We start from the raw sequence: 23,195 nt of genomic DNA on the forward strand, positions 1-23,195 counted from the left end.
GCTGATACAGCATAGCTAATAACTTGACCATGTTCAACTTTAGTTACTGAGTATTGCTTAACTACGCCCGAATCCTTGACCCCGCAAAACCTTTGACCATACAATTAATTCGCCCTGTTCACCGCCTGCAGCTAGTAACTTCCCTTGGGGATGCCAAGCGAGGGTAGAAAAACCTGCTGAGACACCTGTGATAATTTGGGATACTTCCTTAGCTTTGTTCCACAAACACAACCAGCCATCAGCAGCAGCAGAAGCGAGAAGGAAGCTTTTAGGTGCAAAGGCGATCGCATTAATTACGCCCACATGATTAGTTAATACTCGCGCTTCCCAGCCTAAAGAATCATCCTCTAGCTTTTCCCACACCACAATACCTTCAACGCTTGAAGATGCCAGTATTGGCGCACCCACTTTCGTCATAGCTTCTGACCATGCCAATTGGCGAATTTTACCAGGGAAGCCACGCATTACCCAAGGGTCGGGATTGTTCCATTCCAAAACGGTGACACTACGATCCATGTTGCCAGAAGCGAGGAATTTACCATCGGGCGACCAAGCCATAGCTAAACTGACAGTAGTCATATCTAAATTGTATGGTTCTTCATCCCAGTTTTGACTATGCCAAATCTTCACTCCCTTATAACCACTAATGGCTAAGTATTGTCCGTCAATGCGCCAATCTATACCCAGTACTGAAGAGTTGTCGAAATTCAACGTTACGACAATTTCACGAGTATCTGCATCCCAAACTTGGACGTAACGCCCCAAACTAAAAGCTAGTAGGTTACTGGTGTAATTCCAAGCTAGCTTGTCAACCCATGCGGGGGCATTTGACAACGTGGCGATTAATTCAGTGTTACGCCAAATTTTCACCTGTCCATCTTGTCCACCAACGGCTAAAAATTTTCCATCTGGTGAAAAAGCTAGACAGTCTACTGATTTACCATTACCAGTTTGTAAACTTGTGAGTTCGCCATCATTCCACAGAACTACTTCACCGGCGGCAGAAGTTGCTGCTAAAGTTTTACCTTGTGGCGACCAAGCGATCGCAGTTACATAATCTGAAAGTGTCCCCGAATAGTGTTGTTCAAATTCCTTAGATTTGCTGGTTGTGGAGTTCATATTTGTAAAGGGGGAGTGGGGAATGGGGAATGGGGAATAGGGGATGGAGAATGGTAAATTCCCTACTCCCTACTCCCCACTCCCTATTTAAGCTAGACAGGCGAGAAAATCTTGCTTGAGTTGGGCTGCATCAAGGTTGCGGCCGATGAATACTAGTTCGTTTTTGGGGGTTTCGCTTGGTTTCCAGGGGCGATCGGGTTTGCCATCAAATATCATGTGTACTCCTTGGAATACAAATCGATTATCTTCTCCAGCAATATTTAAAATGCCTTTCATCCGAAAAATATCGGGGCCTTGAGTACGCAGTAATTCTGAAAGCCAAGTGTTTAATTTTTCTCCATCGACTGCACCTGCTTCTACTAAAGCCACAGAATAGACAGTTTCATCGTGTACGTGGGCATCTTCGCCTAAGAAATCTGGATCAATTTCTAATGCGCGTTCTAAATCAAAGGCTTTTACACCTAATAAAGCATCCATTCCGAGTTCAGAATTTTGGGTACGGTAGATTTTTGCGATCGCATTCATCGCCCGAATCCGTTTTTCTAATTCATTCAACTCTTCTGGCGCTACCAAATCTGTTTTATTAAGTAAAATTACATCGGCAAAAGCAATCTGTTCTTGGGCTTCGTCTGCATCCCAGTGCTGCCAAATATGCTTGGCATCGACAACTGTCACCACCGCATCTAAAGACAGTTGGCTTTGTAAATCTTCATCAACAAAAAATGTCTGGATTACTGGTGCGGGATCGGCTAATCCAGTTGTTTCAATTACTAAATGGTCAAATTTATCGCGCCGCTTCATCAAATTGCCAATGATGCGAATTAAATCGCCGCGCACTGTACAACAGATACAGCCATTGTTCATTTCAAATATTTCTTCATCTGCATCGATAATCAATTGATTATCAATACCCACTTCCCCAAATTCATTAACAATCACAGCAACTTTTTTGCCGTGTTCGTAGGTGAGGATGTGATTGAGTAGAGTCGTTTTACCTGCTCCCAAATAGCCTGTAAGAACAGTAACGGGAACTGAATTGTTGATTACGTCAGCCACCATACTCTAAATTCCTCTTGTCTCACCTTATGGATAATCATTATCGCCCATGATAAATCTTTTTATATTTTTGTGCGAACTTGCTGTTATTTTGAGTTTCAGCAAAATAATCACATAATTTAATCAAGAAGCACTTTATTTTTGTGCATCTGTAATAAGTAATAAATATTTATAAGTTGGCATAGCTTGATAGGAATATTGCATCTAAGCTAGTCCACTCTACCGTAAGTTGCAGGTTAGTAGCTTGACAATATGAGAAAATCGTAGGGAAGCAGCAGTAGCTTAAACTAATTTTAATCTCGCACCAAGGCGCAAAATGATTCTTTGCGTCTTGGTATGAGGATTGAATTTTATCGGGATAACAAAAAATCTTGAACTGCTTCTAAAACAACTGCTGGGTATTCTTCATGCAGTCCCAAAGAACCAGGAATAACAACGCTTCTCACTCCTGGTAAGGCTATCAAAGCGTTCATTTCTTCTCGTGATTTGGGCGGGCTGGATTCCCCAATTACTACCATAAGCGGTACGGTTAAAGACTGCACAAGTTTCAGAAAATCAGACTGTTCGTGTACAGCATCGAGATTACCAGTTACAAAGGCAGCAGAAGCAAATCGCGCTCCTGGTTGTTGAGTCGTGTGCCACTTCTTCTCAATGAAACTGGGTGTAACTTTAGCCGCGTCAGTAAAGACATGACGACGGTACATCAAACTTAAGAAGGATGGGGTAGTGTTGAGTTTGTAGAGAGCTTGACCAAGTATAGGCGATCGCACCAATTCTCTCACAAAGCCAGCTATCTGTTGACTTGCCCCCATTGTCGGCAAAGGCCCACGCCAAGTAGGAGCTAACAACACAATTCGTGAGAAAGTATCAGGTTTTTTGACAGCTAATTGGAAAACGTAGCTAGCAGCATGACCAGCCGCCACCACAGTAATGGGAGTGTTAAAAACAGCTTTGATAAAATCTTCCAGAAATTGCTGATATATTTCCGGTCGGTAATTCAAACTAGGGCGAGAAGATTCACCAAATCCAGGCCAGTCTATTGCTATAACTTGAAAATTGGCAGCTAGTAACTTGGCAAGTTCGCCTACTTCCAAACGCGTTGAAACACTGCTGAAAGATGGTAGCAGCAATAACGGTGAACCTTTGCCGAGGGTTTCATAAACAACGCGTAATTGCTGATTTTCCCAATTCCAGAGATATTCTTGAACTACTCCACCAAAGCCAGTAGCAGCAGAGGTAGATAATAAATTTGTTGACATTAGACTAAATTTTGGTAGTTGTAACCTTATTTGTCAGTTGTTTTTTGTCAGTAGTCTTTTGCTAATGACCAATGACAAATGACCAAGTTTAGCTAGGCAAATCTAACTTACATTCCAATGCTTTTTTTTGCATGGTTTTAAAAATATTGTAAAATCCATTAGCACGGGAAGGTGTCAGGCTAACGTTTAAACCTGTTTCTTGAATAAAATCTGGAGTAAGCTGGACAATCTCACTTGGCGTTAATCCATGTAATCCTTCAACCAGAAGCCCCACTAATCCTTTGGTTAACTGAGAATCGGAATCGCCCTGAAACACAACCTTACCGTCATCCAAGGCTGCGGTGATATAAACTTGAGACACGCAACCAGGAACTTTATTTTCGGGTAATTTATCAGCTTCTGGGAACTCATTGAGCTTCTGAGCATACCAGATTAGCTGTTCGTAGCGTCGCTTCGGTTCGGAAGCGCGTTGAAAGCGCTGGACAATTTTAGCGAGCGCAGGTGGCAAAGAATCTAGAGTTGAGGACATAACAGAAGCTGCAAATGATCGGTATCACTTTGAGTGTAGATTATCTTTAGAGCAATCGCGCCGACCGTTCACCTTGGCATATCAACTAGCTATAACCTATCAAATCTAGACAATTACTGCGTAGGCGCAGCCCGCCGTAGGCATCGCATTCATTTTCAGTCAGCTTTTTCAATTTGCCTAATCACAAAAACTTAATTTTTTTATAAACAAGTTCTAACAGTAATTCTATGGAAGTTACTGTTGTATCACTATAGGCTTATTGCTATTACGTAAGTATATGGAATGCGTGAAATTTATGTATAGCTTGATTTTACTATGGGATGCATAGATTGAGCTGCGCCTACGCATTCACAAAATTAGCTGCAATTAGCTTTTAACTAAGCAGCTAGTACCGCAAGGCGGAAGTCAAAAGTTAAAAGTCAAAAGCATTATGGAATCAGCTTTTTAGGGATTTTGAATGGTTGCTCTATTTCTACCGTGACGTACTAGGGAATAATCAATAAATAATTAAAAATTAAAAATCAAAAAAAATTCTGATTTTTAATTTTTAATTTTTCTCCCTTAAGGATTAATTGGTAGTTTGTGCAGCTAGCATCTGCTTCAACTTTTCTAATTCCGAAGCCCAACGAGGATCTGGACGAATAGCGTCTGAATCGGTGGTTGTGGTGCTGTTTTCACGAGAACCGCCGCCGCCACCTGAGCCACGACGAGGCTTCTTAGAGCTTTTCTCGCGGCGGCTACCTTCTCTATTAGGGCTAGGAGTGGGAGTACTACTAGCAGCAGTAACTGGTTTTGGAGCTTGCTCCTCGCCCTCATCACCTTTTGTCCGAGGTAATGCCTTCTCTAGCTTAATCGGAGTGTCTTTAAACATCTGACCATTATATTTTTCAATAATTTCGTCAGCTTGATCGTCGTTGTTGACTGTAAGAAAACCGAAACCACGGCATTTGCCAGTTTTACGGTCTTTAATTAATTTAGTAGTTACAGCATCACCTTCTGCTGCAAAAACTGCTTGCAGATCCTGACGATCTATTTCTTCTTTAGGCAAATTACCTATATATAGGCGAATGGACATGAACTATACCTCCAGAGTTAAATGAACATGGCAAGGCAAGAAAACAATCATTTGGCTTTGGCTTTTAATTAAATAGATGCTATTGACCAAGACTGCCATCAACCAATTTTTTGCTCGAAACTGTCAACCTATACAACAATACAGTTTTTCGTCGGGATCAAGCTTGTTTAATCTAAAGGCTCACACTATGGTGAGCTAATAACACCTTAATTCTAAGAATTATAAATTTAATAGCCTATTGCCTGCTAAAGTACACGCTTTCTTCCATGCCTTTTTTCGCAGAATCAAATACCATTCCTAACATTACCACGGTATTTTCTACGTAGCTAGTTTAGCGCATACATTTCTGACATTAGTATTACTGCATCGTAACATAAAACACATTTTTTTATTCAAGGGAGCATATTTTGAAACAAAAACCAGCCACTGGCTGGTTAATTTACTGCTGTGTTGGAAAGATAAAAGGTATGGAGCGGGGGAAAAACATCCGAATCCACAAATAAGCTGTAGTGCTAAGTTATGTCGCTTACTATCGCTTGTGTAAATAAATGTAACATTTTTAAAGAAAACCTGCAACTTTTGTTTACATTCCAATTTGGCCTTTGTCCTTTGCTAATGACCAATGACAAATGATTAATGACTAATGCCCAATGCCCAATAACTAACTAGTGAGAAAAATGTATGCGCCCCAAGCCTGTGCTGCAACTGCTAAAAAAGTAGACCAAATGGGATGAGGGCTATGAATGGTTTTACCACTTTGAGTTTCTAGGGTTTGGATATCGATCCAAGGTGTTGCTCCTCGGCGGAACCAACCTGTGACGATAATTTGCCTACCAATTAAATCCTGGTGATTAACTCGCTGTCCTAACCAAGAAACATGGTGTAATTTCACTAAACCTGCGCTCGATTGAAAGATTAAATCTTGCGCTAAGGAGTTGCTAGTGCCTTGACGACCTAATAATTTACCTACAAGACACACGCTGATACTATCAATTGGTAAGGCAGAAGGGTCAGCTAACAGGTTGGGTAGATAATCGTCAGTTTGCACAGTGGCAGGCTTAATATCGGGGAAGAAAGAATTAATCCGTATCAGTGTACCGATGCTAAAGCCAATTAGAAGGGAGCCTGTAATTAAAGACGAAGCATCGTATCCCCACTTTAAATTTAAAAACAACTTGAGTGCGAATACTAATTGCCAGGCTAGGTAGAAGAAAGCTGCAAACAGAACCCCTAAAGGAATTCCCAACCAGGGAGCAATTTGTAATAAGAAAGACTGACGCTTAACTTTTGATGGTTCGTTAGCAAAATGTAGTTCAGTGTCTAGATGCCAGTGACGGGCTATTTGGCAGAGGCGTTCGATGCGATCGCCCATCAGGGGATGACTATTATTAATAGTAAACCATCGGCGATAGGGATTAGCAATATCCCACTTCAAAAAGGATTCAAAAGATAAATTACTGGCAATAGTGCCCAAAGAAAGGCTCTGTTGATGGCTGACTGGTGTCAAGAGATTTAAGCTTTCTAGTTGCCAACTGGTCTGTTCCTCTTTTTGGATATCAGCTGCAATGCCAATGGCGATTTTGAGTAAAGCGCGAATCAGAGCATTGGGATTACCAGTAATTTCAGAGGCGACGCGATCGCTATAATAAAGCCGCAACCGCGACAACCATAATGCAGTCCCAGTCAGCAAACACCAAACTCCATAAACAATACTAGCCAGAATTGCCATCGGCGATCGCCAAATCTTCCCTGATATTTTGTCTCCCCAATTCGATACTTGCTGATATAGCCGATGAATTGGTAGTGTCACCAGCAGCAACAAAGACATCACAGCAAAATCCCAGTGAGCAATATGCCCTAGCTGTGTAGCGTAGATAATGGCGATTTCATCATCAGCTAGTTGCTCTAATAACCCCTGACTTACAACAATCCTGGCATTACGTGGTAAACTACCATAAGTCAGGATAATTGGTGCAGCCATTGGTAAAATCCGCAGTTTGGGTAACGGCCAGTGCCTCTGTTGGCAACAACGTTGTAGCACCCGAACAGCTTCGCGGCTATGGGCATTCAATACATCTTTAGAAAATTCTCGCTGACCATACAATTTAGTTAGTAGCAGATCCAGCAACCAAGGTGATACTCCGATCAAAATCACCAATACTATTAGCAACAATTTAGTAGGGTCGCGGTATAAAAGCTGCAACGGCTCCAGATAAGGGAGTTTGACTAAAGTCTGGTTGATGAATCCCATTGCGAACTTGAGCATTTCTCGCATCACCCAAAACAGAGCGATGAATGTTCCTGCTGTCAACAGCCGCAAAGGGATTAATTTCGGTTTGCGTAGGGGTTGCCATGCTCTAGCGCGTTGTGCTTGCCGCCAATAAATAACGCCGAATAATTTAGCTTGGGTGCGGGTAACAGAACCCATAAAGCCGCTTAAGGGTACAGATCCTCCTGCTGCTGGCAATGGTGTCGCGACTGTAGCTTTGAGTTTAGCTAGTGGCACCATTGACGGGGTGTCGTTGCTCTTAGTTTCTATTACTTGGTCTTTTGGTTCCTCTAATGTCGGAGTTTCCGGGGGAGTAACTGGGGCTGAATCTGGCGTTGAATTTGGAGTTGAATTATCTAAAGCAACAAATCCAGTTTCGACATTTTTTGATTCTTGGTCGCGTTTTTGGCGTTTTGTTAGGTGTTCGAGAGCGCGTGTTGCCCACTCTTGAACTTGCGGATTGTTACTCTCAATGAGATTCTGAGAAATAGCGATCGCTTTGGAGGCTTCTCCAATCCGTGCATAAGCCATCACTAAACCAACCTGGGCTTGTAAGCTAGCAGTACCATTACTTTGGCTGCTAGCAATAGGTTCTAGTTGAGCGATCGCTGTTTGGTAATTTCCCTGCTTGAGGGCAACTAAACCAGCCTCCAAAGACGGTTTGGCATGTGAAGGCATACAAATTCTGGCACTCCAATCTCTTCTAAGTGATCCACGTTTGTGCAAAAGCGCGAACCTCGGATGCCGTGGAAATCAACCGCGCCCAAGTTTTGCCTGTCAAGTGAATGATAAAGATTGAATCCAGGAGTCAGGAGTCAGAATTCAGTTAGCTATTTTGTAGGACTAATTCTGAATTCAGAATTCTGTATTCTGTATTCTTCTTCATTCCTCCACTGGTTGTTGACTAGAAAAAACTGGAGCGATCGCGCTTAATTTTAACTCTGGATGGTCGCCCAGTAATTGTTGACAATTCCATTCGTTGCGGAATAGCAACACTGGTCGTCCCATACTGTCTTTAACTGTAGTGGTATTGAATATTCGTCCCACTTTTTCTAATGCTTCCCAACCACCCTCAACCCAACGGGCGACACTGTAGGGCAATAACTCTAATATGGTTTCTACACCATACTCGTTTTGTAAGCGAAACTGCACTACCTCGAATTGCAACTGACCTACCGCCGCTAAAATTGGATCGCGCTTGGCTTCATCAGTTGAATACATAATTTGCACAGCACCTTCTTCTCGCAATTCCGCAACGCCTTTTTGGAATTGTTTAGACTTCGAGGGGTTGGGATTCCTCAAAGATGCAAACAGTTCTGGCGAAAAATACGGAATCCCTTCATATTCGAGCTTTTGTCCCGTGTAAATTGTATCTCCGATCGCAAAAACACCAGGATTATTCAAACCGATCACATCGCCAGGATAAGCCACATCAATCGATTCTCGCTCTTGAGCAAAGAGTTTTTGCGGGCGAGACAGACGGATGGGTTTACCAATACGGGCGTGATTCACCATCATATCTTTTTCAAACTTACCAGTGCAAACCCGGATAAATGCGACGCGATCGCGGTGTTTTGGATCCATATTCGCTTGCAGCTTGAAGACAAAACCCGAAAATTCTGGATATGTAGGGGGAACTTCGCCAACACTACTGTAGTGAGAACCGGGTTTGAGGGCATAGTCGAGGAAATACTTTAGGAATAACTCTACACCAAAGTTAGTCATGGCGCTACCAAAGAACACAGGCGTCATTTTGCCGAGGTGTATCAGCTGCAAATCCAACTCTGGCCCAACTCCATCTAACAGTTCCAAATCATTTTTTAGTTGGTAGTACAAGCTTTGTTCTAGCTGTTCTTCTATTCTCGGATCGCCTAATTCCACAATCGTATCACGGGCTTCTCGGCTGCCGTGGGCGCTGCGTTCAAACAGGTGAATTTGTTGCTTGTGCCGATCAAAAACCCCTTTAAAGCGATCGCCCATCCCAATCGGCCAGTTGACCGCATAGGTTTGCAATCCCAATTCTTGCTCAATTTCATCCAAAAGTTCCAGAGGTTCTCTTCCTGGGCGATCAAGCTTGTTGATAAATGTAAAAATTGGGATACCCCGCAACTTACATACTTCAAACAATTTGCGGGTTTGGGGTTCCAGACCTTTTGCTGCATCAATCAACATCACTGCATTATCGGCGGCCGCAAGGGTGCGATAAGTATCTTCACTGAAGTCTTGGTGTCCGGGAGTGTCTAATAAATTTATCTGACAGTCCTGGTATTCAAATTGCAACACAGTGGAAGTAATAGAAATACCCCGTTGTTGTTCCATCGCCATCCAATCAGAGGTCGCTTTGCGCTGTGCCCGTCGCGCCTTAACCGCCCCAGCTTCGTGAATTGCACCTCCGTATAGGAGCAGCTTTTCTGTTAGTGTAGTTTTACCCGCATCAGGGTGAGAAATAATTGCAAAGTTGCGGCGAAGTTCAACTGCTTGAATAAGTTCAGACTGAAGTTCAGTAGACATAAGTGTATTTGTTTGTTAGTTAACTTAATTTTTTTGACTCTAGTAAGTCTTTTAATCTTAAGACAACGATGCTCGTGATAGGGTCGTAATATAAGCAACAATCTGACTAAATAGGAGAAAGCAATGTACGACACAGATAAGCGAAAGCTTCTATCCGCCTTGTCGCATGGAGCGATTTTTTTCAGCACAGCAGTGGTATCTGTAGGTATACCTATCGCCATCTTCTTTGTATCTGATGATCCTGTTGTTAAAGAAAACGCCAAAGAATCCATTAATTTCCACTTTAACGTTTGGCTTTATGGAGGAATTCTAGGAGCGCTGTTTTTTCTATTCGGTTGGTTAGTGTTACCTCTATTATTGCTCGGGCCATTAGCCGGTCTGGGATATATATTGCACTGGGGATTAACAATTTGGGCCCTCGTAAAAGTTTTCAGCAATCCTGATATACCCTTCCGTTATCCCTATATTTTCCGAGTTTTTTAATACAGATTATTGTTGGGTATGGGGTATTGGGCATTGGTAATTGTCAGTTATTGCTACTAAGTACAACATTTCATGAATTACTAGCGAATTCTCTGCGTGCCTCTGCGTTTACCTCTACACCACTACCCTGCGGGAAGGCGAACGCGAGTGCGTCTCGTAGAGAAGCGCCTATGCGTTTAAATTTCACCCCTCAATTCTCCAGGATTTTTGAGAGGGTTTTACGATTTTGAATTTTGAATTGCTTACTATGTTGTTTTTTTTCCAGCCCGTCGGATAGATGCAACCAGGCTGTAGAATACAAAATTGCCCTACAACTTGATTAAGAGTAGGGCAAAGGACAGTTAAGCACTGTTTGTAGTCTGTCTGACGGCAGGAAAATTTTAGCCTGCTTTTGTGACGCTTTATTTTGTGTCCATTTGCGTTGTTTTTCTTCATAAAATTTTATGTTTCCTACACATCGCCCCCGTCGTCTGCGTACTCATCCTCAACTGCGCCGGATGGTTCGTGAAAATGTTTTGACAACAAGCGATTTAATTTACCCACTATTTGCTGTACCGGGTGAGGGAATCGCTAACGAAGTAAAATCGATGCCCGGAGTCTACCAACTTTCGGTAGATAAAATTATCGAAGAGGCAAAAGAAGTTTACGACTTAGGAATTCCTTCTATTATTTTATTTGGTATTCCGGCTGATAAAGATGTGGATGCCACTGGCGCTTGGCATGATTGCGGTATCGTCCAAAAAGCTGCGACTGCGGTAAAAGCAGCAGTTCCAGATTTGATTGTAATTGCTGATACTTGTTTATGTGAGTATACCAGTCACGGTCATTGTGGTTATTTACAAACTGGTGATTTAACAGGACGAGTTTTAAACGATCCGACTCTAGAATTGTTGAAAAAAACAGCAGTTTCGCAAGCAAAAGCCGGTGCTGATATCATCGCACCTTCGGGAATGATGGATGGCTTTGTCCAGGCAATTCGTCAGGGTTTGGATGAAGCCGGATTTCAAGATACGCCGATTTTGTCTTATGCTGCTAAGTATGCTTCGGGTTATTATGGCCCATTTCGGGATGCAGCAGACTCGACACCGCAATTTGGGGACAGAAGAACTTACCAAATGGATCCAGGTAATGCCCGCGAAGCGATTAAAGAAATTGAACTGGATATTGCTGAAGGTGCGGATATGCTCATGGTTAAGCCAGCCTTGGCATACATGGACATTATCTGGCGGGTGAAAGAAGCGAGTAACTTACCAGTTGCGGCTTACAATGTTTCTGGTGAGTATGCGATGATAAAAGCTGCGGCTCTCAATGGTTGGATTGATGAGGAACGCGTGGTTATGGAAACTTTAACTGGGTTTAAACGAGCTGGGGCAGATTTGATTTTGACCTACCATGCCAAAGATGCAGCGCGATGGTTAAAGTAGGACAAACGCCAGCTAACCTTACAAGCGGGTCAAACTTTGGTTGAGAGACGGGGTGGATATCTTGAACATCTGCTGCAAGATGACCAATGGATTTATGGGAACACTCAAACCGTAAGAAAGCGATCGCTCAATCTTTTAATAACCGCCATCCATAACCTACTATCCGCTTATACTTGCGGATAGCAGGTTCTTATTCATATCCAACATGCTCTTAAAATAGGGTGAGGTTATTCAAGATTTTTAGCTAATTCAATGACTTGTGTGTATATCAAGTTTTAGAAAAACCGCAAATTTCAATTTCTTCTTGGCTAAAACTATCTTTCAATATCTTGCAGAGAACACATTTACTATTTACTTTTGATACCTAATTACAGCAAGGATAATTAATTCCTGACTTCATGTTACTCCTATACCTAAAATGCGTAAGCGCAGCCCGTTGCAGGCATCGCTAACATTTAGGTCTGCACCTAGAAATCTAATGCTGCGACAAAAACTTCATCTTAATTATGCAAGGTTTTAGGAGAAATTTTCCCAACATTGGGCAACTAATTGGCTCAACCAGCGACGTTGTTGCTGATCCAACAGTGGATCGTCTGCTAGCAACTGAGCGGTTAATTCTTCCAAAGATTGACCCTGAGCGCGGACAATTTTTATTACTCCAGCGATCGCACTGGCAACTAGTTCTTCATCAATTGGCTGTTGTTTTAAGGCAACAATTTCCTGGGGACTGTCTGGAATGGGATAATTCATGGCGTGGGTTTACAGAAATACAAAATGAACAATAAATTTGACACATTCTTAAAATTTCTTCACTGAATCTTTACGAAAGTAATAGGGCGGAGTTTACCTTACTTTGTGCCTTCATAAAATCTGTCTTAGTGAGTAGATTGATCGGAGATATCAGGAAACGATGAGAGAAATTCTTTATTTAGAAGTTCCAACTTCGGATATAGCAACTGTGCGTAGCTGGTTACAAACAGATTTTGAACCCGGAAATGGAGAAAAAGTGCTTACCTCGGAAGGTTTTCGCCTCAAAATCCCCACTGCAACTACAACTGCTACCGGGACTATTTCCGAAAACTTACCTGCGGAACTTTCGGTATTTGTCTGGTCGGTGCAACGAACTACCTATCTGAAAGTGTTTCGTTGGGCAGAACAACCCTTTCCCAAAGAGGGACAGATTTTGCAACGCCTAACCAAAGAAATCAGAAGCCGTTTTCCGCATCATTATCCAGAACCGCCAGCAATTGATTTATCTAAGCAATCAATATTTGCAGCACTAGGCTCTGCTTACCCCCTCACCGTCAAGTATTTTCAGAAAATGCCCAACGGTGAATATGACCTAACGCGTGCCTACTGGTGGGAACAACGATGGCGCGAAGGAGTACGGAATCCGCAACAGCCGCGTCAGGTGGTTTTTTCCAGTCGAAGGGATAGGAGAGCAGGGGAAGCAGAGAGCAAGGAGCAGGGGGAAAATTTTTCTCCTCTGCACCCTGCACCCTGCCCCCCTGCCTCTTCACCCTCATCTCCGACTTATGACATCATCTACATCGGTGGCGCACTAGGCGCAATTCATGCAGCACTGATGGCCAAACTCGGATATAAAGTCCTGCTGGTGGAACGAATGCCCTTTGGGCGGATGAACCGAGAATGGAATATTTCCCGCGATGAGATTCAAAGCTTAGTTAACCTGGGTTTAATCACCCCCGCTGAGTTAGAAACCATCATTGCCAGGGAATACAAAGACGGATTCAATAAGTTTTTTGATGCTAATAATCCAGCTAAACTGCGATCGCCCGTCCTCCACACACCTACAGTGCTAAATTTAGGCTTAGATTCTGAAAAATGGCTCCAAATGTGTGGGCAAAAATTGCAAGCGGCAGGCGGTGAAATCTGGGATGAGACAGAGTTTATCCGTGCAGATATTGATATATCACAAGTACTTTTGAAAGTCAAGCATTTACCCAGTCAGGTTGAAAAGCAAGTAAGTGGACGACTGTTAATTGATGCAATGGGAACTGCATCCCCCATCGCTTGGCAATTAAATGGTGGTCGTGCTTTTGATAGTGTATGTCCGACGGTGGGAGCGGCAATTGAGAGTGGATTTGAGCCGGAAGTATGGGATTCCCAATATGGAGACGTGCTTTACAGTCATGGAGATATTTCGCGAGGAAGGCAGTTGATTTGGGAACTGTTTCCTGGGGCAGATGATGAACTAACGATTTATTTATTTCATTACCATGAGGTCAATGCTGAAAATCCCGGTTCCTTGCTAGAGATGTATGAGGACTTTTTCACGATTTTGCCAGAGTATCGCAGGTGCGATATGGACAAATTGGTGTGGAAAAAACCGACATTTGGGTATATACCGGGGCATTTTAGTGTCGGAAGTAGCGATCGCACAGTTGCCTTTGATCGATTGATTGCGATCGGTGATGCAGCATCACTCCAGTCTCCCCTAGTCTTTACCGGTTTTGGTTCGCTAGTTCGTAACTTAGAGCGTTTAACAACTCTGTTGGATACTGCTCTCAAACATGACTTGTTGAGTTTCCGCCACTTGAACCGAATTCGCGCTTACCAAAGCAACGTTTCCGTGACTTGGCTATTTTCCAAAGGCATGATGGTACCCACTGGAAAATTTTTACCACCCCAACGGATTAACTCTATGCTCAACACCTTTTTTGGACTGTTAGCAGACGAACCCCAAGAAGTAGCAGATAACTTCATTAAAGATAGGTGTGATTGGTTAACCTTTAATCGGCTAGCACTTAAAGCAGCTAGAAGAAATCCTGCCTTACTTTTATGGATTTGGGAACTTGCTGGCCCTAGAGATTTAGGGCGATGGCTTGGTAGTTATTTCAACTTCGGTCGTCATGCCCTAGTAGGTGCTTTGCTGAGTCCGTGGTTCCCACGCTTCTTAAACCGAGTAGGTTTGTGGCTAGAACCCCGGAATCCAAGTTTGTGGCTGTGGCTGCTAGCGATTAATTATGCGATCGCCACAGGCAAACCGCGATCGCGCGCTCAAGTAGTAAAAGCCAACCCAGAAGCCATAATTCCGAAGTCATTAGTATTAGACAAATGACAACTAACTATTGACTCTTGGGGCGGAAATTTGGCAGTTCCACAGATGCCAATGACTTACGCCCCTTGGGTGGACGTTGGGGATAAACCACTGGTGAAGGTGAACTTGTATCATTGGTGTTATCACCTAATGACTCTAGAGATAAATCAGTTGCCGACAATTCCAACTGGGTCAATTGTGATTCTGACCAGTAATCTTCAGTTCCTTCAGGCGGCGTCTGAGTGTGAGGTGAAGTAGAAGAAACTGCTAACTCATTGGCTGGTGAGACTACAGAATCTATTGTCCAAGAAGTGGAGGTAGTTGTAGGAGAATTAGTTTCTGCTGCCAACTGCTCCTCCTGTGGATTTTCTAATTCCTCATTGTCTTCTAGGATTGTTGCTAAAGTCTCCCAAATAGGTGCATCACCCTGATTATTATCCACATTCGTTTTTGGCGCAGGTGGTGGTGCAGATGCTGACTGGGAGGTGAAAAACATTTGGATGAGACTATCTAATTGCTGATCTAAATTTGATGACCCTGATGTTGAAACAGCTTCCGGTGTCTCTGGAGAATCATCAATTTTTGGAGGAGGAGCGGATTCTCCTGGTATTGACGAATCTTGCTTAACTGACCAGTTCCAAGAAGATGATGGCGTCGGAGTCGATTCATTTCTTTGGAATGGGATTGTTGCTGACGGTTCGCCCCAAGAATTATCTAGATCATCAGTCAGGGATTCTGGTTCTGCTGACCAAGGTTGAATTGGCTGGGCGTTAGGAAACAAAGATCGAGCTTTTCTAGAGAATCTTCCTTGCTTACTAGTTATGTCTTTGGGATGTTTTGCAGTATCTTCTAGCGAGTCATAGTTAGGAACTGATGTATCTAAACATTTTTCTAAAGCTGCTTTAAATTGCAGCGTCTGGCGTTGTTGTCGCATCAGTCTAGTACGTAACTCCCGACAAACAGTTTCTGATTGCAATAACTGCTGAGACTGTTCGCTGCTGTTAGTGTGTAACAACGTACATTCTCGCTCTAGCTGGGCAAGGCGTTGTTGGCTGATTTGTAGCTGTGCTTTATAACTTTCAGCGAGAATTTCCTGCTGTTGAGCAGTTTGTACAGCAGTTTCTAATGTTTGAAATAGCGATTTTATTTGTTCTTGAGCCGCAGCCAGTTCTTGAGCGTGTTGGTTGAGCATCGACTCACTAACGCTAGAACGAGTTTTCTGCCACTGCAAAACCTTTTCTGACTCAGCTAGATTATCTTTTAGCTGCTCTACTTGTTCATACAAGTTATTGTTAGCTGCACGCAATTCTTCGTTCAATGCCAGCAGGTTCTGAAATTCTGAGTCAATAAGTGCTTGTTTACCGCTTTCAGGCTCTGCAACCCAGTCTTGCTGGGTGGTATCTTTTGAAAATTGTGTATCATCAGCTGGCATGAGGAGTGGCAGTTTGCTGACTGTCATATTGTCATTAGGCACAACTGAGTAAAACGGACAACTCGCCTGCTCTGATTGTGGCGAATTAGCAGAATTTAGGGATTCCATCACAACCCCCTTGTTTGAGGTGTTAGCTTCATTCATCACTACTTGACTCACCTGCTTAAAAATATTCAGCAGTGCTGGCATTAGCATTGCTTATTAACTGTGTCTAATCAGGGTTTGCTCTAGAAGCTAAGTTTAACTCTCTCCAAGCACCAGCAATTAATTATCAATTGGTGTTCCCCATTTTGTGTCTAGACTGATGCCGTTATAACACTACGATGCTCTTACCCGTCAAGAAGAGACGGAAGCGGAATTCAAGCCGCCTTTGGGGATAGGCGGCAGAGAAGAGAAACCCGATGCTTAAAAACTAAACTATATTGGCTGATGAAGTTTTTCTACATAGAAAAACTGCCTCATCACATAAATTATTGTCTATAATCGCATCCCCCTTAATATCTAAATTAAAAATGTATTCCTCAATACTTTTTTATGCTGAGTTTTTTATTACTTACGATAGATGTCAGTACAAGTATTTATTGTTATGAGCTAATTTGGTAGTACTTACGTATTGGCAGAGACAATCAAATGTGACTTACCTCTAATTAAAAGGCAGAGCTTTGTAATCTCTTGTAGGAGGTAGAGCCTCGTGGTTTAACAAGAGTAAAGCCTGTGAACAAGGCAGAGTAGGACTTTTAGCTTAACAAGCTTATAACCCACACGATAGTCAATATGTAAAGTACTGAAGTATTATTCTGTTATTTTGGGCGATCGCTATTTCATGTCAGCAAACAACTAAGAGCTTCTGCTAGAACTTAAATATCAGGAAATCATGATAATTACGAATAAATACTCATAAAAATTTATTAAAGAGGTAGCAATTTATTTAAGTAATACAATAAAATTTTTTTAAAGAATAACCTCAACTTGATAGGGGGTTTTTCTGAGTAAATACAGTCCTAGCAAACAATTTCAAGCTTATTTAGCAAGAGGCTTTTTCTAACCATTTACTTCAATGTGTCAAGCTTTTTTAATGACTACAAGAAAATTGTTTAAAGTATACTTTATTACTTATATTAAAAACTACACTGTATAAAAATAACTAAAATTAAAAAATACTTAAGTAATTAAACGGATACAGTTTTTAATTCATCTATTAAATAATAATTGGAATAACCGAGTTTTCCACTACGTAAGGCAACATAAATAACATATATAAATTATGCAACATTTAAGCGAAACACTATTACAAAAACAAGCCCAAAATGTTTCTCTGGAGTCCGAACTATTTAGCATTCCTATAGGGAACTACCAAAAGTTTTACTGTCAGCGATTCCTAGAGGCGACAAAACTTGACTACACGATGGCAGATCATCCATCAAGTGGTTGTTGGGTTATCAATTCGATCAAAGTTAATGAGAGTAAAAAAGATACACACTTTCTATTTGTTTCAGAGGGCGAAGTTACCTTCAACAGCAGTAACGGAGAGTTCTTATTGCGAAAAAACTGCTTTGCCGCAGTTCCAGGGAACTTTTCTTTAGATGGTATAGGAAAAGTGTTAGTCGCAACGCGACTCAACTACACTGGACTTTTTACAATTGGGGGGCCTATCGAACCATTAGGGCGATTGAATTATATTGATGGCTGCTCTTCAACGGTTCTGATTAATCCTTTAAGACGTGGAGAACCCTGCTTGAATTTCCTCTACGTTCCTCCAGGTGTATCGCAAACTCCCCATACCCATCCCTCATTACGAATCGGGCTTGTCGCTGCGGGTAGTGGAACTTGTCAGGTGGACGAAGGAACATTCAAAATGGAGGCGGGAACGGTCTTCTGTCTTCCAGAAAATAAGTTACATAGCTTTAGTGCAATTGATGATTCCTTAAGAATTATTATCTATCATCCAGATTCTGATGTAGGCCCAACTGATGATTCTCATACGATGCTGAATAATACTTTTGTTGGGAAAAAGTCAGCCAAAGTTCTGGATGCGATTAGAACCAAATAACCACGGGCATTGGGCATTGAGCATGGGGAAGAGGACTTGGGGACTCTTGAGAATTGGGGACAAGGGGAAAGAAGTTCTAAACTTTTGTCACCTTGTTCCCTTGTCCCCTCTGCTCCCCTGCCCCCTGTCTTATTGCAACAATAATTATTTACGCCGACCTACTTACCTGCTCTAGGAGTGCCGATGATTCTGCTAACAAGCGATACTGAAACAAAGCCGACACAGGCAATGCGACAAGCGATCGCCACGGCTGAAGTTGGAGATGAGCAAAAAGGAGAAGATCCGACCGTTAATCAATTGCAAGAACGGGTTGCAGATTTACTAGGCAAAGATGCCGCTCTTTTCTTTGCCTGTGGAACCATTTGTAACTTTGTAGCAATCAAGACCCATACTCGCCCTGCTGATGTAGTGCTAGTAGAGCAGATGGCACACATTATTCGAGCTGAATCGGGGGGTGCAGCGATGACTTCTGGTGTGCTGATGGAACCAATCGCCAGCGTTCGAGGAATTTTTACAGTCAATGCTCTGGCTCAATCACTTGAAAGAGTCGCAACTGCTCCTTACCTTTACTCTGCAATTCCCCGCTTATTGTGTGTAGAGCAAACCCACAATTTTGGGGGGGGTTCGGTTTGGCGGCTCAATGAACTACGTGAGGTTTGCGAGTTCTCTCGTCAAAAAGATTTAGCGACCCACATGGATGGGGCACGACTTTTAAATGCAGTTGTTGCATCTCAAACTCCAGCCAAAGATTTTGCTGCCTGTGTTGATTCTGTCTGGATTGACTTTACTAAAGGACTGGGCGCACCAATCGGTGCTGTTCTTGCAGGTACACAGGAATTCATTGCTGAAGCACGTCGATATAAACACATTTTTGGTGGCGCAATGCGTCAAGCTGGCATTGTCGCAGCAGGTTGTCTCTATGCCCTTGACCATCATGTTGAACGTCTACAAGAAGACCACGACAACGCAACTTATCTAGCTCAACGACTGAGTGAAATTGAAGGAATTATAGTTCGAGATCCAAAACCTGAGACAAACATTGTTTTCTTTGATGTTTCAAAATTAGGACTCGACAAAGCCATGTTTCTCACTCTGTTACAGGAGCATGGTGTGAAAATGGGAGCCGTTGGTCATTCTATTCGGGCAGTCACTCATTTAGATGTTTCGCGGGCTGATATCGATTTGGCGGTTGATGCTATTTCCAAAATTGCGAAATCCTCATGGCACAAGATAATGAAGTAGCATTCCCCTACTCAAAATTCTTAACCATTCTGTTTTATCTCCCTTGCTCCCTGCTCCCTTGCCTCTCTTTCAAGGTAGCCACCGGGGATGAAATCCGGCTAAGGGGAGTTGTTCTGGTCTAATTTCAACAGTCGCAGCATCAGCGATGGGCAACAGAGGCATTAACCACAGACTACTTGTAGCAATAACATCTCCATCGTCAGTTTTCAAAGTGTTTGTAGGTAATGATGCTGGGGGGTTTGCCTGCGGTACTACTTGATCAAATAATAAGCCCAAACCATCAGATGATAAACTCATTTGCACATTCCGTTGAGCGGGAGGCAGTACTAGAAGTGGTTTCTGTTGCCCGGTTTTTAGATCAATTGCCACTACATAAGGCTGTTCTATATATTGTTCCTTGGATACTAGCTGTGTCAGCAAGCAATAGAGGGTGGGTGAGGCGATATCAAATTGGCAGCTGAGAATTGAGCCTGTTGTTTTTAATAGTTGTTTCTGCACACCTTGGTTTGTCACTAAAAACAAATCTCGTGTGTAATCTGTATTAAACTTTACCATTGCGGCTTGAGAGCCATCTTTAGAGAAAGCTTGTACTAAACCAAACTGCGGCAGAAAATCTAGGGGTTTCCTGGCATCACCTTGCAGTGGTAGGATGGCTGCTCCCTGTCCTTGGGCAACTGCTACAGCTTGACTATCTGGTGTGATCATAAAGTCTCCCCCAGGTTGGCTTTGCAGACGTTTAGGTGTGGGTTTTTCTGCTGAACCGTTACTGGTTGCTGGCATAAACCATAGTCCAAAGTCGCCGGGATTACTTTTATTGCCTCGCTGAATGACAATAGTTTGCCCATCAGGTGATAAGTCAAATTTCAGGTTTTGATAATCTTTACTATCTAAAACTAAGTCAACTTTGCCTGCTGGTTCTACTTCTTGTCCAGATTTACCAGGAACGCCTGTTGTCACTGTGTACAGTTGCGCTGAAAGTAAGTCTTGGTTTTTAGCCGCACGAGCCGAAAATAAAATTTTTCCCCCATCAGGAAAGGACTCAAAGTCTATTACTATCAGGTCTTGAGGGGTAAGTAGTCTTTTTTGCTCTTGGGTTAAGTTGTAAAGAACTAATCGTCCCTGTTCTTCTTTATCGGTTCCTATGTAAAGGATGACGCGATCACGTGTACGAAAGCTACCAACAAAGGGCTGTATCACCCGATTTTTACCTTCTTGCTCGGTAAATTTATCTTTGGCTCCCTGTAACTGCACTTTATAATTCGTGCCATAAGGTGCTGGTGTCAACAGTGTATAAACCATCCGCCGCCCAGCCCAACTGAATTTACCTGCTAGGGGTGGCTCGATTTTTAAGTTATCCTCTACGCTTTTTACTTCCATTGGGCGGCTGAAGGTGAGGGTGAAGGAGTTATCTTCTGCCCCAATTTGTTGATTTTGCCAGGTAAATTCTCGGACACGAGCAGTTACTACATCACCTTGCAATATAATTAACCCAATCAGCACACTTAGCAGTAGCATTAGTGCGATCGCTATCCGATCTAGTGGTTGGATAAATGCTTTAGATTTTGTCATTTGTTATTAGTCATTAGTCATTTGTCATTAGTCATTTGTTATCAACAAATAATTAATAACTATAAGGATTTTGGGGTTGAGGAATCTTTTTGAGAGAGGTAGCGGCAATGGTGAGTTGGCGTTTACCTGCCAAATTTTCTGTTACCATTTGTCCTTCTACTTCCAGCCAGCTATCAGGGGAATAAGCTTCTTGATTATTTGGGAGTTTGACGGGTAATCCTACAGGGTAAGCATCTGCTGCACAACAAGTTAAAACAAATCGCGCTAAGAACAAATATTCTTTGCCGATATCTGGGGGGTGGATAACAAATCCCTGCACTTTGACTTTTTGTCCTGTATATGTATCTGGTTCTGGATAGACATTGACAGTGCGTACCCAGTCTACAAGCGATCGCTCCTCTGGAAGAACAGTAGCTCGAAAGGCTTGGGGTTTGACGCGTGTACTTCCCAATAAATCAGCCGTTACACCCCTTTGAAGTGCTTTGTCACTAGCAAAAACTTGCGGTGTAATGATAAAACCTAGAATCGCTGTAGTTAACAACAAAGTACTGCCCCAACCAGGGGGAAATAAACTAATATGCTGGGTATTTGACATAACATCACGGCGACGCCGTTGCCAAAGTTCCTGCATCTTAAATAAACCAATAATGATGAAGCTGATACCAGTCACGACCGCCAACCAAATGTAATTTGGGTGAATTAATAGGTTCAGCTTGTTAGTTAGCCAATACCTCAACATCAAAATTCCCCAAGCTGTAATTGCTAGAGCATCCAGCCAAGGAAATAACAGATTAGGAATTTTAAATTTGGGATTTTTGTTAGTCATTAATTATTAGTCGTTGGTCGTTAGTCATTGCTCATTAGTCATTAACAAAGGACAAATGACAAATGACTAATATTTTTTTAAAAGACGTGCAAATTCAGAAACAGGGTGAATACAAATGTCAACTGTGCTGCTAAAGCAAATAAGTAAAAGATAGTTTTGGGTTTAAAAATAGATAACATCAAACCAACACTTTTGATGTCAATCATTGGGCCAAAAACCAGAAATGCCAACAATGAACCACTGCTAAAGGTTGATGCAAAAGATAGTGCAAAGAAAGAATCGACTGTAGAACAGATTGACACCACTACTGCTAGTATCAGCATGACCACAATTGAAGTAATAGGGCCAGCACCCAAACTGAGAATTAATTCACGGGGAGCTAGCACTTGAATAGCAGCCGCGATCGCACTTCCTACAATCATCACTCCGCCTAATTCTCGCAATTCTTGGACGCTATTATCCACAACTAAGCGCAGTTTAGCTGCAAGCGGTTTATCGGAGGTAGAAATTAAGGTAGGCGGTACTAAATTCGCATCTATTCGCAGAGGTATACCTGCTTTTCCTCCTAAGATATAAGTCCCGGATTGTAACAGATTCGGTACTGTTGCTTCCTGTTGTACTTGGGAACGTTTACCACGGCGCTTGGTTTCTGGCTGTGCGGGTGGATTAAACTTCATATACCGAGCGATCGCAGGTTGAAGTATCGGATTTAAGTCCTTTTGAAAACTGAAAACAAACCCGATAATTGTGGCAATTGCAAGAGAAAATACGACTCGTAAGACTACTATTTCTGGCTGATCTCGAAATGCTGTCCAAGTTGACCAAATTACAATTGGGTTAATTGTTGGTGCTGCTAGCAAAAAGCCAATTGCTACTGGCATGGGTACTCCCTGAATTAGGAACCGCCGCGCTACAGGTACATTCCCGCACTCACACACCGGAAATAAAAAGCCGATCATGCTGCCAACTAAAGCACCCAGCAATGGATTTTTGGGCATTTTTTCTACTAATTTGCGCTCATCAACAAAAAACAGCAGCAAACTGGAGAATAAAACCCCAAGAAGCAAAAAAGGCATCGCCTCGACTAGCAGACTTAGAAATATCGTAAAACCATTGTTCAGTTGATTCATGGGCGTCGCAGTCAAAAGCGGTTTTTAGTTTTAGGGTTCTGCCTAGTCATTCTATCGAAATGGGGATCAAAAGCAGTTCGGGAAAATTAAACATTATTTAAGTAGCAAATTATCCTACGTTTCAAGTAGCATTTACGCGCTATAAACCTTTGCTTCAGCC

At 42.5% G+C, this 23,195-nt stretch carries 17 protein-coding genes; 5 read left to right on the forward strand and 12 right to left on the reverse strand.

Annotated elements, in window-relative coordinates:
* Nucleotides 1-57 precede the first annotated feature (57 nt).
* The 7 genes from RMZ43_RS24310 to prfC form a co-directional block, all read right to left on the reverse strand.
* Complete coding sequence (locus RMZ43_RS24310) at nt 58-1,119, reverse strand: WD40 repeat domain-containing protein (RefSeq protein WP_322653214.1); 1,062 nt, start codon at nt 1,117-1,119, stop codon at nt 58-60.
* Nucleotides 1,120-1,206: 87 nt separating this feature from the next.
* Nucleotides 1,207-2,178, reverse strand: coding sequence for a CobW family GTP-binding protein (locus RMZ43_RS24315; protein ID WP_322649377.1), 972 nt, complete (start codon nt 2,176-2,178; stop codon nt 1,207-1,209).
* Nucleotides 2,179-2,525: 347 nt separating this feature from the next.
* Entirely contained in the window at nt 2,526-3,434 is a 909-nt protein-coding gene (locus RMZ43_RS24320) for an alpha/beta fold hydrolase (RefSeq protein ID WP_322653213.1), read from the reverse strand.
* Nucleotides 3,435-3,522: 88 nt separating this feature from the next.
* The gene (locus tag RMZ43_RS24325) at nt 3,523-3,963 is read right to left on the reverse strand and encodes a SufE family protein (protein WP_109011258.1); all 441 of its coding nucleotides are present in this window, start codon (nt 3,961-3,963) and stop codon (nt 3,523-3,525) included.
* 568 nt (nt 3,964-4,531) lie between these two features.
* Complete coding sequence (locus RMZ43_RS24330; RefSeq protein ID WP_322649374.1) at nt 4,532-5,038, reverse strand: RNA recognition motif domain-containing protein; 507 nt, start codon at nt 5,036-5,038, stop codon at nt 4,532-4,534.
* A 661-nt stretch (nt 5,039-5,699) separates the two neighbouring features.
* Nucleotides 5,700-7,985 carry a M48 family metalloprotease gene (locus RMZ43_RS24335; protein ID WP_322653212.1) on the reverse strand — a complete coding sequence of 762 codons (2,286 nt, stop codon included), beginning with the start codon at nt 7,983-7,985 and terminating at the stop codon, nt 5,700-5,702.
* A gap of 204 nt (nt 7,986-8,189) precedes the next feature.
* Entirely contained in the window at nt 8,190-9,818 is a 1,629-nt protein-coding gene (prfC, locus tag RMZ43_RS24340) for a peptide chain release factor 3 (protein ID WP_322649372.1), read from the reverse strand.
* Between the two features lie 123 nt (nt 9,819-9,941).
* Between prfC and RMZ43_RS24345 the strand changes: the two genes are divergently transcribed.
* Nucleotides 9,942-10,301 carry a DUF4870 domain-containing protein gene (locus tag RMZ43_RS24345; RefSeq protein WP_322649371.1) on the forward strand — a complete coding sequence of 120 codons (360 nt, stop codon included), beginning with the start codon at nt 9,942-9,944 and terminating at the stop codon, nt 10,299-10,301.
* A 443-nt stretch (nt 10,302-10,744) separates the two neighbouring features.
* Entirely contained in the window at nt 10,745-11,725 is a 981-nt protein-coding gene (gene hemB, locus RMZ43_RS24350; protein WP_322653211.1) for a porphobilinogen synthase, read from the forward strand.
* Nucleotides 11,726-12,241: 516 nt separating this feature from the next.
* Here hemB and RMZ43_RS24355 read toward each other — a convergent pair.
* Entirely contained in the window at nt 12,242-12,475 is a 234-nt protein-coding gene (locus tag RMZ43_RS24355) for a hypothetical protein (RefSeq protein WP_322653210.1), read from the reverse strand.
* A 160-nt stretch (nt 12,476-12,635) separates the two neighbouring features.
* Between RMZ43_RS24355 and RMZ43_RS24360 the strand changes: the two genes are divergently transcribed.
* Nucleotides 12,636-14,807 (forward strand): NAD(P)/FAD-dependent oxidoreductase, encoded by a 2,172-nt coding sequence (locus RMZ43_RS24360; RefSeq protein ID WP_322653209.1) that lies wholly within the window; start codon nt 12,636-12,638, stop codon nt 14,805-14,807.
* A gap of 7 nt (nt 14,808-14,814) precedes the next feature.
* On the opposite strand, the gene RMZ43_RS24365 is transcribed toward RMZ43_RS24360, so the two are convergent.
* Nucleotides 14,815-16,362 (reverse strand): hypothetical protein, encoded by a 1,548-nt coding sequence (locus RMZ43_RS24365; protein WP_322653277.1) that lies wholly within the window; start codon nt 16,360-16,362, stop codon nt 14,815-14,817.
* A 1,120-nt stretch (nt 16,363-17,482) separates the two neighbouring features.
* Here RMZ43_RS24365 and RMZ43_RS24370 point away from each other — a divergent pair.
* Together RMZ43_RS24370 and RMZ43_RS24375 are read left to right on the forward strand one after the other, a co-directional pair.
* On the forward strand, nt 17,483-18,268 hold the full coding sequence (locus RMZ43_RS24370) for a cupin domain-containing protein (RefSeq protein ID WP_322653208.1): 786 nt from the start codon (nt 17,483-17,485) through the stop codon (nt 18,266-18,268).
* Nucleotides 18,269-18,451: 183 nt separating this feature from the next.
* Entirely contained in the window at nt 18,452-19,510 is a 1,059-nt protein-coding gene (locus RMZ43_RS24375) for a threonine aldolase family protein (protein WP_322653207.1), read from the forward strand.
* A 69-nt stretch (nt 19,511-19,579) separates the two neighbouring features.
* On the opposite strand, the gene RMZ43_RS24380 is transcribed toward RMZ43_RS24375, so the two are convergent.
* From RMZ43_RS24380 to RMZ43_RS24390, 3 genes are all read right to left on the reverse strand, one after another.
* The gene (locus RMZ43_RS24380; protein WP_322653206.1) at nt 19,580-21,079 is read right to left on the reverse strand and encodes an Ig-like domain-containing protein; all 1,500 of its coding nucleotides are present in this window, start codon (nt 21,077-21,079) and stop codon (nt 19,580-19,582) included.
* 52 nt (nt 21,080-21,131) lie between these two features.
* A complete protein-coding gene (locus tag RMZ43_RS24385; protein ID WP_322649363.1) occupies nt 21,132-21,905 on the reverse strand; it encodes a TIGR03943 family putative permease subunit in 774 nt (257 codons plus the stop codon).
* A gap of 77 nt (nt 21,906-21,982) precedes the next feature.
* Nucleotides 21,983-23,035 (reverse strand): permease, encoded by a 1,053-nt coding sequence (locus RMZ43_RS24390; RefSeq protein ID WP_322649362.1) that lies wholly within the window; start codon nt 23,033-23,035, stop codon nt 21,983-21,985.
* Between the last annotated feature and the right edge of the window lie 160 nt (nt 23,036-23,195).

Origin of the sequence: Nostoc sp. CmiVER01, assembly GCF_034531135.2 — a bacterium.
In the GTDB taxonomy this organism is placed as follows: Bacteria; Cyanobacteriota; Cyanobacteriia; order Cyanobacteriales; family Nostocaceae; genus Nostoc.

Excerpts from the sequence above, each read along its gene's own strand:
- RMZ43_RS24310 (WP_322653214.1), bottom strand. The coding sequence starts at position 1,119 with ATGAACTCCACAACCAGCAAATCTAAGGAATTTGAACAACACTATTCG.
- RMZ43_RS24315 (WP_322649377.1), bottom strand. The coding sequence starts at position 2,178 with ATGGTGGCTGACGTAATCAACAATTCAGTTCCCGTTACTGTTCTTACA.
- RMZ43_RS24320 (WP_322653213.1), bottom strand. The coding sequence starts at position 3,434 with ATGTCAACAAATTTATTATCTACCTCTGCTGCTACTGGCTTTGGTGGA.
- RMZ43_RS24325 (WP_109011258.1), bottom strand. The coding sequence starts at position 3,963 with ATGTCCTCAACTCTAGATTCTTTGCCACCTGCGCTCGCTAAAATTGTC.
- RMZ43_RS24330 (WP_322649374.1), bottom strand. The coding sequence starts at position 5,038 with ATGTCCATTCGCCTATATATAGGTAATTTGCCTAAAGAAGAAATAGAT.
- RMZ43_RS24335 (WP_322653212.1), bottom strand. The coding sequence starts at position 7,985 with ATGCCTTCACATGCCAAACCGTCTTTGGAGGCTGGTTTAGTTGCCCTC.
- prfC (WP_322649372.1), bottom strand. The coding sequence starts at position 9,818 with ATGTCTACTGAACTTCAGTCTGAACTTATTCAAGCAGTTGAACTTCGC.
- RMZ43_RS24345 (WP_322649371.1), top strand. The coding sequence starts at position 9,942 with ATGTACGACACAGATAAGCGAAAGCTTCTATCCGCCTTGTCGCATGGA.
- hemB (WP_322653211.1), top strand. The coding sequence starts at position 10,745 with ATGTTTCCTACACATCGCCCCCGTCGTCTGCGTACTCATCCTCAACTG.
- RMZ43_RS24355 (WP_322653210.1), bottom strand. The coding sequence starts at position 12,475 with ATGAATTATCCCATTCCAGACAGTCCCCAGGAAATTGTTGCCTTAAAA.
- RMZ43_RS24360 (WP_322653209.1), top strand. The coding sequence starts at position 12,636 with ATGAGAGAAATTCTTTATTTAGAAGTTCCAACTTCGGATATAGCAACT.
- RMZ43_RS24365 (WP_322653277.1), bottom strand. The coding sequence starts at position 16,362 with ATGAATGAAGCTAACACCTCAAACAAGGGGGTTGTGATGGAATCCCTA.
- RMZ43_RS24370 (WP_322653208.1), top strand. The coding sequence starts at position 17,483 with ATGCAACATTTAAGCGAAACACTATTACAAAAACAAGCCCAAAATGTT.
- RMZ43_RS24375 (WP_322653207.1), top strand. The coding sequence starts at position 18,452 with ATGATTCTGCTAACAAGCGATACTGAAACAAAGCCGACACAGGCAATG.
- RMZ43_RS24380 (WP_322653206.1), bottom strand. The coding sequence starts at position 21,079 with ATGACAAAATCTAAAGCATTTATCCAACCACTAGATCGGATAGCGATC.
- RMZ43_RS24385 (WP_322649363.1), bottom strand. The coding sequence starts at position 21,905 with ATGACTAACAAAAATCCCAAATTTAAAATTCCTAATCTGTTATTTCCT.
- RMZ43_RS24390 (WP_322649362.1), bottom strand. The coding sequence starts at position 23,035 with ATGAATCAACTGAACAATGGTTTTACGATATTTCTAAGTCTGCTAGTC.